This window comes from Streptomyces sp. RG80 (assembly GCF_040446465.1).
Classification (GTDB): Bacteria; Actinomycetota; Actinomycetes; order Streptomycetales; family Streptomycetaceae; genus Streptomyces.
In genome coordinates this window covers 421,475-436,425 of sequence record NZ_JBEAAJ010000007.1, presented here as the reverse complement: position 1 = coordinate 436,425, position 14,951 = coordinate 421,475, and the positions used below count along the sequence as shown (strand labels likewise).

Genomic DNA, 14,951 nt, shown 5'->3' with positions numbered 1-14,951 from the left:
GCGCGCAGGCCGAAAGCCGACCCCGTACCGGCAAAGCCGTTGATCACTTCCTCGGCCTGACCGTAGGTTCCGACGCATGACGAATCTTCGGATCGGTGTGATGTACGACCGCGACTGGGCCCCCGAGGGGCTGCCCGAGTTCGCGCGGCGGGCCGAGGCGCTCGGCGCGGACGACCTGTGGGTGGTCGAGGACCTGAGCTGGAACGGCGGGGTGTCCGCGGCGGCCGTGGCTCTCGGCGCGACCGAGCGGCTGCGGGTGGGCATCGGGATCGCACCGGCGCCGTTGCGCAGCCCAGCCCTTCTCGCGATGGAACTGGCCACGCTGGCACGGGTGTTCCCGGGCCGGCTGGTGGCCGGGATCGGTCATGGCGTACGGGAGTGGATGGAGCAGGTGGGGGTCGCGCCGCGCTCTCCGCTGTCCCTGCTGGAGGAGACGATCACCGCTGTGGGCGCGCTGCTGCGTGGGGAGCGGGTCACGTTGGAGGGGCGGGAGGTGCGGATCGACGGCGTGAAGCTCGTGCATCCGCCCGCCGAGCCGCCGCCGCTGGTTGCGGGGGTGGTGCGGCCGCGCTCGCTGGAGCTGTCCGGTCGGGTCGCGGACGGCACGCTGATCGCCGAGGGGCACGGTCCTGGGGACCTGGAGAACATCCGGGCGCTGCTCGCCAAGGGCGGCGCGGGTGAGGGCCACTCGCTGAACGTGTTCGCCTTCGCCTGTGTGGGCGAGGACCCGCAGGAAGTGGCGCGGACCCTGCATCCGCACACCGAGGGCCACGGCGCCTGGCTGGGCCGCCCGCAGGAGGAGGTCTTCACCGTCTCCGGGGACGCCGCCGGGGCCGCCGAGAGGATCGGTGCGCTGCGGGCGTCCGGGGCCGACACCGTCGTACTCCGCTTCGTCGGCTCCGAGCCGTTGCGGCAGCTGGAAGCCGTCCTGGGGGCCGTCGAACGCTGACCGGTTCCACAGCAAACGCACAGGTCAGCGGGGTCATAGAGGGATAACCCTCGAATGACTCCCGACCGAATGGCATGCCACCGTCAACTCTGCCACTCTTCCTCCACCCCGCGCACAGGCGCCCCACGCCGTGCACGGAGGTTCGGTTCCGCACCGCCCTGCTCAGCGCGACCCGGACAGCACATCCCGTCTGCCCGGTCTGTCACCGGCCGCCGACGCGCGGCCGTCGCAGGAGGAGCAAGAGTGAGACGTACCCCCCGCCCGGCGACCACCGCCGCAGCCCTGGCGGCCACCGCCGCGCTGCTGGCGCTCGGCACCCAGACGGTCCCCGCGGCCGCCGAGACCGCCCCCCACGCGAGTCCCCTGCGCACCGGCGGCCTCCCGGCCGACCTCACCCCGGCCCAGCACGCGGCGCTGCTGAAGAAGGCATCCAGGCAGACCGCGGCCACGGCCGACTCCCTAGGCCTCGGCGCCAAGGAGAAGCTGCTCGTCAAGGACGTCGTCAAGGACAACAACGGCACCCTGCACACCCGTTACGAACGCACCTACGCCGGCCTGCCGGTCCTCGGCGGCGACCTGGTCGTGCACACCCCGCCGGCCTCCGTGGCCGCCGGCACGGTGCGCACCACCTTCAACAACAAGAGGACCGTGAAGGTCGCCTCCACCACCGCGGCCTTCGCCAAGTCGTCCGCCGAGACCAAGGCCCTGCGGGCCGCCAAGGCGCACGACGCGAAGTCGCCCGCCGCCGACAGCGCCCGCAAGGTGATCTGGGCCGGCGCCGGCAACCCGAAGCTCGCCTGGGAGACCGTCGTCAGCGGCCTCCAGCACGACGGCACCCCGAGCCGACTGCACGTCGTCACCGACGCCGCCACCGGCAAGGAGCTCTACCAGTACGAGGACATCAAGACCGGCACCGGCAACAGCCAGTACAGCGGCACGGTCACCATCGGCACCACGCTGTCGGGCTCGACGTACCAGCTGTACGACACCACGCGCGGCGGTCACAAGACGTACAGCCTCAACAACGGCACATCCGGCACCGGCACGTTGATGACCGACACGGACGACGTCTGGGGCACCGGCTCCGGCTCCAACACCCAGACCGCCGGTGTGGACGCCCACTTCGGCGCGCAGACCACCTGGGACTTCTACAAGAACACCTTCGGCCGCAGCGGCATCAAGAACGACGGCGTCGCCGCCTACAGCCGCGTCCACTACAGCTCGGCGTACGTCAACGCCTTCTGGGACGACGACTGCTTCTGCATGACCTACGGCGACGGCACCGGCGGCACCCACGCGCTGACCTCGCTGGACGTGGCCGGCCACGAGATGACGCACGGCGTCACCTCCAACACCGCCGATCTCAACTACACAGGTGAGTCAGGCGGGTTGAACGAGGCGACCTCCGATATCTTCGGCACCGGCGTGGAGTTCTACGCGGCCAACTCCACCGATGTCGGCGACTACCTCATCGGCGAGAAGATCGACATCAACGGTGACGGCACACCGCTGCGTTACATGGACGAGCCCGACAAGGACGGCTCCTCCGCGGACAGTTGGTACTCCGGTATCGGCAACCTCGACGTCCACTACTCCTCGGGCCCGGCGAACCACATGTTCTACCTGCTCTCCGAGGGCAGCGGCAGCAAGACCATCAACGGGGTCACCTACAACAGCCCCACCTCCGACGGCGTCGCGGTCGCCGGCATCGGCCGGGCCGCGGCCCTCCAGATCTGGTACCGGGCCCTGACCACGTACATGACGTCCAGCACCTCGTACTCGGGCGCCCGCACCGCCGCCCTGAGCGCCGCGGCCGACCTGTACGGCACCGGCTCCACCCAGTACGCCGGGGTCGGCAACGCCTTCGCGGGCATCAACGTCGGCAGCCACATCACGGTCCCGACGACCGGCGTCACCGTCACCAACCCGGGCAGCCAGTCCTCGACCGTCGGCACCGCGGTGAGCCTCCAGATCAGCGCGAGCAGCACCAGCAGCGGCTCCCTGACCTACGCGGCGAGCGGCCTGCCGACCGGCCTGTCGATCAGCGGCTCCACGGGCGCGATCTCCGGCACCCCGACGACGGCGGGCACCTACAGCACGACCGTCACGGTGACCGACAGCACGGGCGCCACCGGCACCGCCGCCTTCACCTGGACGGTCAGCGCGAGCGGCGGCGGCACCTGCACCTCGGCCCAGCTCCTGGGCAACCAGGGCTTCGAGTCGGGCAACACCACCTGGACCGCCAGCAGCGGCGTCATCACCAGCTCCAGCAGCCAGGCGGCCCGGACCGGCTCCTACAAGGCCTGGCTGGACGGCTACGGCTCCACCCACACCGACACGCTCTCGCAGTCGGTGACCATCCCGAGCGGCTGCAAGGCCACCTTCACCTTCTACCTGCACATCGACACGGCGGAGACGACCACGAGCACCCAGTACGACAAGCTCACGGTCACCGCCGGTTCGACGACGCTGGCGACGTACTCGAACCTCAACGCCGCCTCCGGCTACACCCAGAAGACCTTCGACCTGTCGTCCCTCGCGGGCTCGACGGTCACCCTCAAGTTCACGGGTGTCGAGGACTCCTCGCTCCAGACCAGCTTCGTCGTGGACGACACCGCCCTGACGACCGGCTGACACTCCCCGCACACCGCGACGCGGGTCCCGTCCGGGGGCCCGCGTCGTCGCGCGTGGCCCCGGCCGCTCACGCCTCTTCGGCGGCCGCCCCGACGCGGGACATGCCCTCGTGGTGACCGTCCACCTGGACGAGCAGGGCGAGCAGGGAGGCCACCGTAAGCCCGGCCTCGGCGGGATGACGCAGGATCTTCCCCTCCTCGATCCGGTACGTATTGCTGCGCCCCTCGCGTGTGTGGGACAGGTATCCGCTCTGCTCGAGATCCGAGATGATCTTCTGGACGGCGCGCTCCGTGAGCCGGCAGTGGGCGGCGATGTCGCGGACCCGCGCGCTCTGGTTCTCGGCGATGGCGGCCAGTACCCGCGCGTGGTTGGTGATGAAGGTCCACCCGTTGTGCGGTTCCGTCGCTGCACTCATGAGCGCATCGTACGCCCAGAGATTCACGCATGAAAATACATGAAGCCAATTTCACGTATCTCTTGACGTGAGTTAGCGTGCGGGTGAATCTGGTGACGTCGGAAAACACGGGTGTTCCAGCCCTGGGGAGTGGACCATGCCCAAGTCGGCACGCTGCTGTGCCGGGCCAGCCAACGGATGCACGAGCCTCGCCGGTGACGACGGCCTGGCACGGCTCACGGTCTGCGCCCGTCTCGACGGCGACCGGACGGTGGTCACGGTGAGCGGCGATCTCGACCTCGCCGCCGACCAGCGGCTTCAGCGGGCCCTGCGCTCGGCGCTCACCGATTCCGGCAAGGGCGTCGACCTGGACCTCTCGGGCGTCGAGTTCTGCGACTGCTCCGGGCTCAACGCCCTGCTGGCGATCCGGCAGCAAGCCCTGGACCAGTCCAAGACGGCCACGATCCGCAGCATCAGCCCTGCCGCCGAGCGCGTGTTCGCGCTCACCGGCACCCTTTCCCTGTTCGAACCGGAGGGTGATGTGGACCAGCAGGACGACGCCTCGCACTCCGAGGCCGCCGCGGTGGGCTCCGACCAGCCCCGGCCGGACCCGCGGATCGAGGTCGCGCAGCTGCGGCGGGCCATGCAGACCCGCGGGCTCATCGACCTGGCCCGCGGCATCCTGATGGCCACCTTCTCGCTCAGCGCGGAGGAGGCCTGGAACGTCCTGGTGATGACCTCGCAGAACACCAACACCAAGCTGCACCGCGGCGCACAGCAGCTGGTCGACTCCGTCCGCGGCGACGCCCTGCCCGAGCCGGTCCGCCAACAGCTCTCCACCGCCGTGGCCCACATCACCGCCGAGCGCGACGGGGCGGCGAGCTGACGACCGGTTCGCTTCCGGACGCTCCGCGGATGGTCACCGGTTCCGCGCCGCACGCGGCGTTTCCCAGCGCGGCCGCTCGGGGACTCGGGCAGGTGACGGACCGGGGAGCGCGCTGCCGGGCACCCCGACCCGTCCCGGCCACCGGGCACCCCGGACGCGCCGTACGCGACGGGACACGCCGCCCGCGCGAACGAAGTCCCGCCGATGGGGCAAGATCGGATCGACGGCGACGGATGCCCCCGTGGGGAGGTGAGTGAGCTGGCCGACGACGGGTCCGGCGGCGAGGAGACCGAGGACGAGGCGCTCCTCCAGAGAGCCCAGATCGCCCGCGAGATCATCGGCACGGTACGCGACGTGCCTCCCACCGACGCTCCCCGGGCCCTGTGCCGGGCCTGCGTGGCACTGCTCCCGCACGTCTCCGGACTGTCGGTGTCGGTCATCGGCGAGACCGGCGAGGCCGGAGTCCTGCTCTGCGCGAGCGACGACGTGGCGACCCGCCTGTCGGAGATCCAGTACACGCTCGGCGAGGGCCCGTGCACGAAGGCCGTCCGGTTGCTGGCCCCGGTGTTCGCGGCCGACCTGACGAGCGTCCCCGACGTCCGCCGCTGGCCGGTGTTCTCCGTCCAGGCGACCAGGGCGGGCGCGGGAGCCGTCTTCTCGTTCCCCCTCACGGGCGCCGGACGGGCCCTGGGCACCCTCGACCTGTACCGCCGCACCGCCGGCTCGCTGAGCAGCGATCACATCCGTACGGCACTGCTGGTCGCCGACGCCCTCACGCTGGCCGTCGCCGCCCTGGACCACACTTCTGCGAACCCCGAAGGAGTCGTAACGTGGCTGGAGGGAGTCGAATCCAACCGGGAGGAGATCCACCAGGCCACCGGAATGATCATGGTGCAGTTGGATGTGAGCGCCGAGGAAGCCCTCCTGCGGTTGCGCGCCCGGGCCTTCGCACAGGGCCGCACCACGTCCGAGGTCGCGCGCGACGTCGTGAACCGCACGATGGACATGCGCCATGACTGAGCCACCAGCCGCACCTGTGACGACATCGCCCGGGAGGCGATCATGAACCGCGAGCGACAGCTGGCGAAGGCGTTCGTCGAGCTGTCGGACACCTACGCACCGGAATTCGACCCGCTCCACCTCTTCAACCGTCTGGTCCACGCCTGCCGGGGCCTGCTGGAGGTGGACGCGGCGGCCGTGATGATCGCCGACGCCCGGGGCAGCCTGAAGACCATGGCCGCCACCGACGACGGAGCGGCGTTCGTCGAGCTGCTCCAGATGCAGAGCGGACGCGGCCCCTGCATGGACTGCTTCCGCACCGGGGAGGCCCGCGACGTCCCCGACATCCGGACCGAGCGGGCCCGCTGGCCGAAGCTGGCCGTCGCCATGTCCGAGGCGGGTTACCGGTCCCTGCACACCGTCGCGGTCCGTCTCCACGAACGTCCGCTGGGCGCCGTCACCCTGTTGAACGCCGACGTCGGGGCACTGCCCGACGACGACATGCACCTCGCCCAGGCCCTCGCGGACTCCTCCGCCCTGGCCCTGATGCACTGGTCCACCGAACCGACCCGCGGCGACGACGTCATCACCCGCGTGCAGAGCGCCATCGCCGCCAAGGCCGCTCTCGACATCGCCAAGGGCATCATCGCCGAGAACGCGGGCGTCTCGATCGGCGACGCCGGACGCCTCCTGACCGCCTACGCCGCCCGCCACCGGGTCTCCCTCGCCACGACGATACGCAACCTGGTCAACCGCACCATGCCACCGGACGCGGTCGTCGGCACCCGAGCCCCGGACTGAGCACCGCCCCCAAGATTGCTGAAGGAGCTCGCCAGTCAGAGGGAACGGAGTTGGGCAAGTGTCCGCCTCAGTTCCTCCCCGAGCGCGCGCCCGGCCCCCTCCGCGTCCCCTCGCGCCACGGCGTCCACGAGCGCCGCGTGCCCGTCGTCGCCGTGGTTCGGATCACCCGCGCGCAGATCGAGCAACTCCACCAGGTCTCCGAGCCGTTGTCGCAGCACGGGCACGAACTCGGTGAACAGGCCCGTGAGTACGGGGTTGTGCGCGGCGGCGACCACTGCCGCGTGCAGCGCGATGTCGGCGTCGACGAACGCGGCGTCGCTCGCGTTCGCGGCGTCCCGGCGCCTGGCCAGGGCCACGTCGAGGGCACGAAGGTCCTCGTCGGTGCGGCGTCGGGCGGCCAGCTGCGCGGCCTCGACCTCGACGAGCATGCGCACTTCGTAGACGTCGGTGATGGCGGCCCGGCGCAGCCGAGTGGACCAGTCCTCCTTGGGGCTGGTGGCGATGACGAAGACACCGGAGCCCTGGCGCGGCTGCACCAGTCCGGCCCCGGCGAGCGCCCGGAGCGCTTCGCGGACCGTGGAGCGTCCCACGCCCAGCGACTTGGCCAGCGAGGTCTCGCCGGGAAGCTTCGTCCCGACGACCCAGTCACCGCCGGTGATCTGTTCACGCAACCGCTCTGTCGCCTGCTCGACCAACGGGGACGGCCGCAAGGCACCTAGTGACATGTGACGCTCACCTATCTACACCTCTCAGGTTGTCTGAGGAGTTCGACTGCCGTTACTGTACCCGGCATGCCGCTGCGCGAGCTTCTTCTCCTTGCCTGCCGCTGCGGGGCCTGACACGACCGGCCCCCCGCAGCGGGTTTCGGGCTGCGCCGGTCCTCGATGGCCGACCGAAAGAAGCTCCGCATCATGGCCGCATCGTCCACAGCACGTTCCTCGGTGGAAACCACGGCGTTCCCCACCCTGCGCACCCCGTCCGGCGACCTTCCGGCGGACGCGCCGGGCTGGAACCCCCAGCGCCCGAGCGCGATGCCGCACCACCGCTACCAGCCCGCACACACCCGGGTCGCCCTGCCCGTGACGGACCGGACCTGGCCGTCGCGCCGGCTCCGGCAGGCCCCGCTGTGGGTTCCGGTCGACCTGCGGGACGGCAACCAGGCGCTGGCCGAGCCGATGGACACCGAGCGCAAGCGCCGTATGTTCGACCTGATGGTCACGATGGGCTTCAAGGAGATCGAGGTCGGCTACCCCTCCGCCAGCCAGACCGACTTCGACTTCGTACGACACCTGGCACGCAGCGGCGCGGTGCCCGAGGACGTGACCATCTCGGTCTTCACGGCGGCCCGCCCGGACCTGATCGACCGGACCGTCGCCTCCGTCGAAGGACTCGACCACGTTGTCGTGCACCTCTACACCGCCACCGCGCCCACCTGGCGGAACGTGGTCCTGGGGCGGTCCCGCGCCGAAGTCCACGAGCTGATCCGGGACGCCGCCGCCCACCTGATGCGGCGGGCCGAGGAGCACCCCGAGGCCGACATCCGGTTCGAGTTCTCCCCCGAGGTCTTCAACCTCACGGAGCCGGATTTCGTCCTGGAGGTGTGCAACGGCCTGACCGAGCTGTGGGACGCGAGCCCGGACCGGCCGGTGATCCACAATCTGCCGGCCACGGTGGAGATCGCCACCCCGAACGTGTACGCGGACCAGATCGAGTACATGGACCGCCATCTCGCACGCCGTGAGTCCGTGATCCTCTCCGTCCATCCGCACAACGACCGCGGCACCGGCGTCGCCTGCGCCGAACTCGCCGTCCTGACCGGGGCACAGCGCGTGGAGGGCTGCCTGTTCGGCAACGGCGAGCGCACCGGGAACGTCGACCTGGTCACCCTGGCCCTCAACCTGTACACGCAGGGCGTGAACCCGATGATCGACTTCTCCGACATCGACACGGTGCGCGAGGTGGTGGAGCACTGCAACCGACTGCCGGTGCACCCGCGCCACCCCTACGTCGGCGACCTCGTCCACACAGCCTTCTCCGGCACCCACCAGGACGCCATCGCCAAGGGCATGGCCCAGCACGCCAAGACATCCGCCGAACTGGGGATCCCCGCCGGTCAGGCCCCATGGACGGTGCCGTACCTGCCCATCGACCCCGCCGACATCGGCCGCACGTACGAGGAAGTCATCCGCATCAACTCCCAGTCCGGCAAGGGAGGCATCGCCCACCTGCTCCACACCCACCACGGCATGGACCTGCCCCAGGGCATGCGCCCGGACTTCTCCCGCACGGTGCAGCAGGTCACCGACGCGACCGGGCGGGAGCTCACGCCCAAGGAGCTGTGGGAGCTCTTCCGCGGCACCTACACCGCCCCGGCCCAGGACGGTCCGGTCACGCTGGAGTCGTGGAGCACCGAGGAGACCGGCCCCGGTGAGCACAGGTTCACCTGTGCGCTGCGCGCCGACGGGCAGGTGCGCTCCTGCCTGGGGACCGGCAACGGGCCACTGTCCGCCCTCACCGACGCGCTGCGTACCGCGGGCATCTCGGTCGACATCCTCGGTTACAGCGAGCACTCCACCACCACCGGCCCCGGCAGCCCGGCCGTCGCCTACGCCGAGTGCCGGGTGGACGGCACCACGCACTGGGGAGCGGGCTGGGACACCTCGGTCCTGACCGCGTCGGTGCACGCGGTCATGGCGGCCGTCAACCGGGCCGGGCGAGCCTGACCATGAACGAGACTCCGGTGCTCCACGCGCATGACGTGGACCTCGTCCGCGAGGGCAATCCGATTCTCCGCGAGGTGTCACTGACCGTCCGGGCCGGCGAGCACTGGGCGCTGCTCGGCGCCAACGGCGCGGGAAAGACGAACCTCCTCGGTCTCCTCGGAGCACTCACCCACCCGACCCGCGGCACGGTGCGGGTACTGGGCCACGAGCTGGGACGGGTCGACCTGCGAGAGCTGCGCTCCTACGTCGGTCACGTCAATCCCAGGCATCCGCTCCGCTCACCGCTGACGGTTCGGGACGTCGTACTGACCGGACTGACCAACACCACCGAACCGGTCCCCCGCCGGCGCCCGACGGCCGAGCAGGTCGCGACGGCCGACCGCCTCATTGCCCTGCTCGGCTTGAGTGAGCGTCACTCGGCACGGTGGCCGACGCTGTCCCAGGGAGAGCGCGGCCGTACGCTCATCGCCCGCGCCCTGATGCCCAGTCCACGCTTGCTGCTGCTCGACGAACCCGCGACCGGGCTGGACGTGGCCGGCCGCGAGCAGCTCATCGAGCGGCTCGACAGCCTTCAGCGCACCTACCCGGATCTCGCGTCGGTGCTGGTCACCCATCACCTGGAGGAACTCCCCACGGGCACCACCCACGTGATGCTCCTACGAGATGGACGCTGCCTCGCCTCCGGCCCCGCCGAAGCCGTCCTGACCAGCGATCAGGTCAGCAAGTGCTTCGACCACCCGATCCACCTGTCCCGCACCGACGGCCGCTGGAGCGTGCGCACCGGCCGCCCGCCCGGAACGCGGCTCGACTGAAGGGCCGACACCTGCTCTCGAGAACAGCATATTTGCAGGTCAGACCCCTTATCGGATGCGCTTCGCGGGCTTGGTGGCGGCGTTGAGCAGGTACTCCAGGGGGCCGCGGCGGAAGAAGCGGGACCAGATCGTGGCGAACAGGATGGCTGCGAGGATGTACATGATCACGGGCAGCCAGGACTGCTGGGTGCCGGTTCCGGCGGGCGTGGACAGTGCGGTCTGTGCGAGGAAGTGGCCGACGTAGGCGGTCAGGGACATGGTGCCCACGGCGATGACCGGCTTGGCCAGGCGGCGCAGTCGCGGCAGGCGGTCCATCGCCACCGTCGCGCCCACGATCACGAGGATCGCGATGCCGACGCTGCCGATGATGTCGAACGTGGTGCCGCTGTGCGGGCCGGCCGTCAGGAGCATCGACGACGACATGTCGGGGAACGACCCGCCGTCGAGGGGCATCGACCCGGAGCCGCCGGACGACGACCCGTCCTCCGCGAGGCTCCGCAACGCGCCCTTGCCGGCGAGCAGCAGGGACATGCCGTAGGCGGCCGCGGTGAGGGTGGCGCCGAGCGCGGCCAGGCGCTTCTGGACGGTGCCGCGGGAGAGGTCGAGGCGGCCCAGCGCCATGCCCGCGATGACGAACGACAGCCAGGTGAGCGCCGGGTAGAAGCCGGTGAGCAGCAGATCGAGGACGCCGACCTCGCTGAGGTGGCGGAGCGGGTCGTAGGTGTTGATGCTCTGCTGGACCGACGGGGTCAGGAGCGAGTTGAGGACGAACGCCAGCTGCGGTGTGACGACGGCGAACGCGGCCGCGATGATCGCGAGGGTCCTGGCGCTCAGGCGGACCAGGGGCAGGGCGAGAAGGAAGTAGACGCCGTAGAAGCCGAGGATGATCACGCCCCCGTACTCCATCGCCAGCACGGTGCCCAGCGCCAGCAGGATCACGGCGCGGATCGCGATGCGGGCCCTCGCCTGCCGCCCCGCCTGGCCGGTCTTGGGCTCGCGGCGGCCGGCGAGCAGCATCAGTGAGAACCCGGCGAGGGTGGCGAACAGGACCGACGAGTGGCCGTCCGACATGTATCGGATCCAGCCGGCGACGCCGGTCGTGGCGGACAGCGGGGGGCCGATGTGCACGATGTACATGCCGAACACCGCCAGCGCGCGAGCCAGGTCCACCCCGACGAGGCGCCCCGTCGAGGGACCGGACGAGGCCGGGGAGTCGGGGGAGGTCCGGGGCGGCGGAGGCGAGTTCTCCTGCGGAGCTGACGTCTCCTGCGGCGGCTGTGTCTGTGTCATACGAAGAACCTCGCGTGGGCGTCCCGGGACGGACCATCCGGCAGTCTTCGGGCTCTCCCCCGCCGATCGGCGGGTACCGCCCTGCCGACCGGCGGACGGGCGGTGTTGTTCAGCCACTTGGCGGGGGTGGACCCGACGGTTGCCGGATGGGCGCGTAGCGGCCGGGCTTGAAGGCTGGAGGCACGACGAGGCGACCTCGCAACTCGACGCCGTCGGGCAGGTCAGTCCGCGCTGAGGGGAACCCTCAGCCGCACCCGGTAGCCGCCCTGCGCGGTCGGGCCTGCGTCCAGGGTGCCGTGCAGGATCTCGGCCCGTTCGCGCAGACCGACCAGGCCCTGCTGGGATCCGGGCAGGGAGAGGGAAGGGCGCGTGGGAGGGGTGTTGGTGACGGTCACTCCGATACCGTCCGCGTCCTGCCACAGCTCCACGCGAGCGTCGGCGCCGGGGGCGTGCTTGCGGACGTTGGTCAGCGCCTCCTGAACCGTGCGGTAGAAGGCGCGTTGGGCGGGGGTGCCCACGGTGGCCGGCAGCTCACCCGTCAGCTCTGTGTGAGTGCCGCTGGATTCCACCAGTTTGCGCAGGTCGGCCAAGGTGGGCTGCGGCGTCAGCTCGGTGGACTCGCCGCCGGAGGCGCGCAGCAGCGTGACCATGGTGCGCAGCTCGTCGAGGGTGGTGACGCTCAGCGAACGGATCGTGCGGGCGGCCTCCTTGGCGTCCGCGTCCTTGGCGGCGACCTGCAACGCCCCGGCCCGTACGGCGATCAGGCTGACCTGGTGGGAGACCACGTCGTGCATCTCGCGGGCCAGCTGGGCGCGTTCACGGGCGAGCACGGCCTGGGCGTGCAGGGTCCGCTCGTGCTCCCTGGCCTCCTCGACCTCGACCAGCCGCCGCGCCAGGTCCCGTCGTGCCTGGAGAAGCTGGCCGAACAGGACGGGGGCGACGCTGGTTGCCAGGCCGTACACGAAGAAGACCAGCGCCATGGTCCGGTCCGCATCGGCCAGGGGCCACGGCGTACTGCTCGCGACGGCAGCCAGGACGACGCACACCGTGAGGAGACGGCGGTCGCGGGAGCGTTCGGCCAGCGTGAACAGCGCCGCGAGCACAGCGACAGCGACATCCTGCATCAGCGCGACGGGCAGGGTGAGCAGGAAGACGCCGAGCGGGAACCTGCGCCGGGACGCCAACGCGGCGCAGCCGACCGCGGCCAGCGCGGCCTCGGGGCGGGTGTGGTCCCACATGTCCACCACCAGCACGTCCACGGCCGCCACCGCCACCAGGACGAGGTCGACGACCGGCGCGGGAACCCGCTGCCACCCGGTACGGGCACGGCTCATCGGCCGGCCTCCGACCGCGTGCGCTCGTCGAGCAGCCCGGCCCGCTGCGCGAGCAGCGCGGCCTGCACCCGGCTCGTCACCCGCAGCTTCGTGAGGATCGCGCTGACGTGGTCCTTCACCGTGCCCGCCCCCAGATGGATGCGCGCCCCGATGTCGGCGTTCGACAGCCCCTTGGCCACCAGGACGAGGACGTCGCGCTCCCGCGTGGTGAGCAGCCGGACCCGCGCGGCCTCCTCGTCGACGGCAGCCTCGGTGCCGGGGTGGCTGTGCAGCAGCGCCCGCGACGCCTTGGGCGACAGCACCACACCGCCCGCGACCAGGGTCCGCACCAGGTGGGCCAGTTGTTCCGGCTCCGTGTCCTTGAGCAGGAAACCGGCCGCACCGGAGTGCAGCGCGGTCAGGATGTACTCGTCGGCGTCGAACGTCGTCAGCATCGCCACCACCGGCGGATCCGGCAACGTCCGCACCTCGCGCAGAACGGTGAGCCCGTCGACGTCCGGCATCCGGATGTCCAGCAGCACCACGTCCGGCCGCTCCCGACGGACGGTTGCCACCGCGTCGCCGCCGCTCGTGGTCGCGACAACATCGATGTCCTCGGACGCGCCCAGAATGAGTTCGAAGCCCGAGCGGACGAGCGCCTCGTCGTCGACCACCACTACCCGGATCACGCGCTCCGCCTCACCCTCGTTCACGCCCACGGCCCATGCCGACTCGACCCTAAAGTCACGTGGAGCCCTGGCGACCCGGTGAGCGGCAGCTCCAGCCACACGGCGGGGTAGCACCCGCCACTCGGCAGGTCAGAGCGGTCTGGGCCAACGGTGACCGCCGCGGAGCCGAACTCACGCGCAGCGGATTCCGCCCGTTCAGGCGAAATTGACGATCCGACACCTAGAAAAATGAACGTTTCCGCAGGTCAGACGCCTGCACAGGTGGGGCGGGTGGGACTCGAACCCACAGCCGGCGGATTATGAGTCCTTTGAGGATCTTGGCGACCCTTGTAGATCGATGCTCATCCTGGCCGTTTTACCAACTTCCGAGGCGATAGCTCCAGCTCGACAACGGGCCTTGAACGCGCGAGCAGCGGATTCGCCTTCCCCGGCGCACAACCCCGCGCCGGCCCGAAGGGATCCCCCAAGCCCGGATCCACAGAGGCTCATGGCCCCATCCCCCAGCGAAGGTCAGCCGCTCACTGCCCGCAGGGCCCCCGGCCTGCGGCCGTTGAGGCGGTCCAGCGCGGTGGCCGTGGCCTGGTCGGCCGGCAGGTGCACCACCAGCCGACGGCCCTCCTCCGCAAGCACGAGCGTCTCGAACGACAGACGCAGGCGACCTGCCTCGGGATGCTCGACCACCTCAAGCCCAAAACGGGAAAGCAGGGACGGAACAGCGGCAAGCCGGTCGCTGAACGCCGCCCCGGCCGCCGCCGTCAGCTCGTCGGCCAGGACGGCGACATGAGGGTCGTACAGCGAGGACTCGTTGCGCAGATGGGCGACCTGCTCGTCGGCCACCCGGTCCCAGCCGGGGAACACGGCGCGGGACCGGTCGTCGGTGAACAGGTACCGCATCATGTTGGGAGGGTCCCCGTCGAGCAGGCCGAGGGGACGGGCGTACCGCTCGTAGCCCTGTGTCCAGGCCACGATGTCTCCCATGCGGTCGAGCAGGACGGCCGGCGCGGGCTCCAGACTCCCCAGGAGTGCCCGCAAGGTCGGGCGCACCGTCCGCTCCGGCGGTGCGGCGACCGCCTTGCACAAGTCCTTGTCCTCACCGTGTTCCCTGACCAGCCGGTGCAACAGCACACGGTCCGCCGTCGACAACTGGAGGATGTCGCCGAGGGCGGCGAGGACCTTGGGCGAGGGGTTACGGTCACGGCCCTGTTCGAGCCGGGTGAGGTATTCGACGCTGATGCCGGCGAGGGTGGCGAGCTCGGCGCGGCGCAGCCCCGGCGTGCGACGGCGAAAACCCGCGGGCAGGCCCGCCTCGGCCGGGGTGAGGGCTTCGCGGCGGGTACGCAGGAAAGTGCCCAACTCGTTGTCGTTCACCTCTCGAACGTACAACGTGCCCCGGCGCAAAGGGTGGCCCTGCCACTACTACCCTTCGGCCGGTCTCCCCTACCCCGCAGCAGGGCCCAGACG

13 protein-coding genes are annotated in these 14,951 nt (G+C 70.7%); 7 read left to right on the top strand and 6 right to left on the bottom strand.

Translation table 11 applies throughout. The features are described from left to right. Positions 1–76: 76 nt before the first annotated feature. Together ABKA17_RS25715 and ABKA17_RS25710 are read left to right on the top strand one after the other, a co-directional pair. Complete coding sequence (locus ABKA17_RS25715) at positions 77–949, top strand: LLM class flavin-dependent oxidoreductase (protein ID WP_353694582.1); 873 nt, start codon at positions 77–79, stop codon at positions 947–949. Between the two features lie 243 nt (positions 950–1,192). Next, positions 1,193–3,583 carry a M4 family metallopeptidase gene (locus ABKA17_RS25710; protein WP_353694581.1) on the top strand — a complete coding sequence of 797 codons (2,391 nt, stop codon included), beginning with the start codon at positions 1,193–1,195 and terminating at the stop codon, positions 3,581–3,583. A 67-nt stretch (positions 3,584–3,650) separates the two neighbouring features. On the opposite strand, the gene ABKA17_RS25705 is transcribed toward ABKA17_RS25710, so the two are convergent. Then, positions 3,651–3,998 (bottom strand): helix-turn-helix transcriptional regulator, encoded by a 348-nt coding sequence (locus ABKA17_RS25705; protein ID WP_353694580.1) that lies wholly within the window; start codon positions 3,996–3,998, stop codon positions 3,651–3,653. A 136-nt stretch (positions 3,999–4,134) separates the two neighbouring features. On the opposite strand from ABKA17_RS25705, the gene ABKA17_RS25700 reads away from it, so the two are divergent. From ABKA17_RS25700 to ABKA17_RS25690, 3 genes are all read left to right on the top strand, one after another. Further along, a complete protein-coding gene (locus ABKA17_RS25700) occupies positions 4,135–4,863 on the top strand; it encodes an anti-sigma factor antagonist (RefSeq protein ID WP_353694579.1) in 729 nt (242 codons plus the stop codon). Between the two features lie 249 nt (positions 4,864–5,112). Further along, on the top strand, positions 5,113–5,883 hold the full coding sequence (locus tag ABKA17_RS25695; protein WP_353694578.1) for a GAF and ANTAR domain-containing protein: 771 nt from the start codon (positions 5,113–5,115) through the stop codon (positions 5,881–5,883). Positions 5,884–5,925: 42 nt separating this feature from the next. Next, complete coding sequence (locus ABKA17_RS25690; RefSeq protein WP_353694577.1) at positions 5,926–6,663, top strand: GAF and ANTAR domain-containing protein; 738 nt, start codon at positions 5,926–5,928, stop codon at positions 6,661–6,663. Between the two features lie 35 nt (positions 6,664–6,698). Here ABKA17_RS25690 and ABKA17_RS25685 read toward each other — a convergent pair whose 3' ends face one another. Beyond that, positions 6,699–7,388, bottom strand: a complete 690-nt coding sequence (locus ABKA17_RS25685; RefSeq protein WP_353694576.1) for a FadR/GntR family transcriptional regulator — start codon at positions 7,386–7,388, stop codon at positions 6,699–6,701. A 186-nt stretch (positions 7,389–7,574) separates the two neighbouring features. On the opposite strand from ABKA17_RS25685, the gene leuA reads away from it, so the two are divergent. Beyond that, entirely contained in the window at positions 7,575–9,386 is a 1,812-nt protein-coding gene (leuA, locus tag ABKA17_RS25680; RefSeq protein ID WP_353694575.1) for a 2-isopropylmalate synthase, read from the top strand. Between the two features lie 2 nt (positions 9,387–9,388). Further along, a complete protein-coding gene (locus ABKA17_RS25675; protein WP_353694574.1) occupies positions 9,389–10,198 on the top strand; it encodes an ABC transporter ATP-binding protein in 810 nt (269 codons plus the stop codon). A gap of 48 nt (positions 10,199–10,246) precedes the next feature. Here the strand turns inward: ABKA17_RS25675 and ABKA17_RS25670 are convergent, their stop codons facing one another. The 4 genes from ABKA17_RS25670 to ABKA17_RS25655 all read right to left on the bottom strand — a co-directional run bounded on the left by ABKA17_RS25670 (position 10,247) and on the right by ABKA17_RS25655 (position 14,858). After that, complete coding sequence (locus tag ABKA17_RS25670; RefSeq protein WP_353694573.1) at positions 10,247–11,488, bottom strand: DUF418 domain-containing protein; 1,242 nt, start codon at positions 11,486–11,488, stop codon at positions 10,247–10,249. Positions 11,489–11,709: 221 nt separating this feature from the next. After that, positions 11,710–12,822: a sensor histidine kinase gene (locus ABKA17_RS25665; RefSeq protein ID WP_353694572.1), complete on the bottom strand. Its 1,113-nt coding sequence runs from the start codon at positions 12,820–12,822 to the stop codon at positions 11,710–11,712. Beyond that, positions 12,819–13,514 (bottom strand): response regulator, encoded by a 696-nt coding sequence (locus ABKA17_RS25660; RefSeq protein ID WP_353694571.1) that lies wholly within the window; start codon positions 13,512–13,514, stop codon positions 12,819–12,821. Before ABKA17_RS25660 ends, ABKA17_RS25665 begins: the two co-directional genes overlap by 4 nt. Before the next feature lie 486 nt (positions 13,515–14,000). Next, positions 14,001–14,858 carry a helix-turn-helix domain-containing protein gene (locus ABKA17_RS25655; RefSeq protein WP_353694570.1) on the bottom strand — a complete coding sequence of 286 codons (858 nt, stop codon included), beginning with the start codon at positions 14,856–14,858 and terminating at the stop codon, positions 14,001–14,003. Positions 14,859–14,951: the final 93 nt, after the last annotated feature.

Bases quoted from the DNA above. Each gene is read 5' to 3' on its own strand.
- ABKA17_RS25715 (WP_353694582.1), top strand. From the start codon at position 77: ATGACGAATCTTCGGATCGGTGTGATGTACGACCGCGACTGGGCCCCC.
- ABKA17_RS25705 (WP_353694580.1), bottom strand. From the start codon at position 3,998: ATGAGTGCAGCGACGGAACCGCACAACGGGTGGACCTTCATCACCAAC.
- ABKA17_RS25700 (WP_353694579.1), top strand. From the start codon at position 4,135: ATGCCCAAGTCGGCACGCTGCTGTGCCGGGCCAGCCAACGGATGCACG.
- ABKA17_RS25690 (WP_353694577.1), top strand. From the start codon at position 5,926: ATGAACCGCGAGCGACAGCTGGCGAAGGCGTTCGTCGAGCTGTCGGAC.
- ABKA17_RS25685 (WP_353694576.1), bottom strand. From the start codon at position 7,388: ATGTCACTAGGTGCCTTGCGGCCGTCCCCGTTGGTCGAGCAGGCGACA.
- leuA (WP_353694575.1), top strand. From the start codon at position 7,575: ATGGCCGCATCGTCCACAGCACGTTCCTCGGTGGAAACCACGGCGTTC.
- ABKA17_RS25675 (WP_353694574.1), top strand. From the start codon at position 9,389: ATGAACGAGACTCCGGTGCTCCACGCGCATGACGTGGACCTCGTCCGC.
- ABKA17_RS25670 (WP_353694573.1), bottom strand. From the start codon at position 11,488: ATGACACAGACACAGCCGCCGCAGGAGACGTCAGCTCCGCAGGAGAAC.
- ABKA17_RS25665 (WP_353694572.1), bottom strand. From the start codon at position 12,822: ATGAGCCGTGCCCGTACCGGGTGGCAGCGGGTTCCCGCGCCGGTCGTC.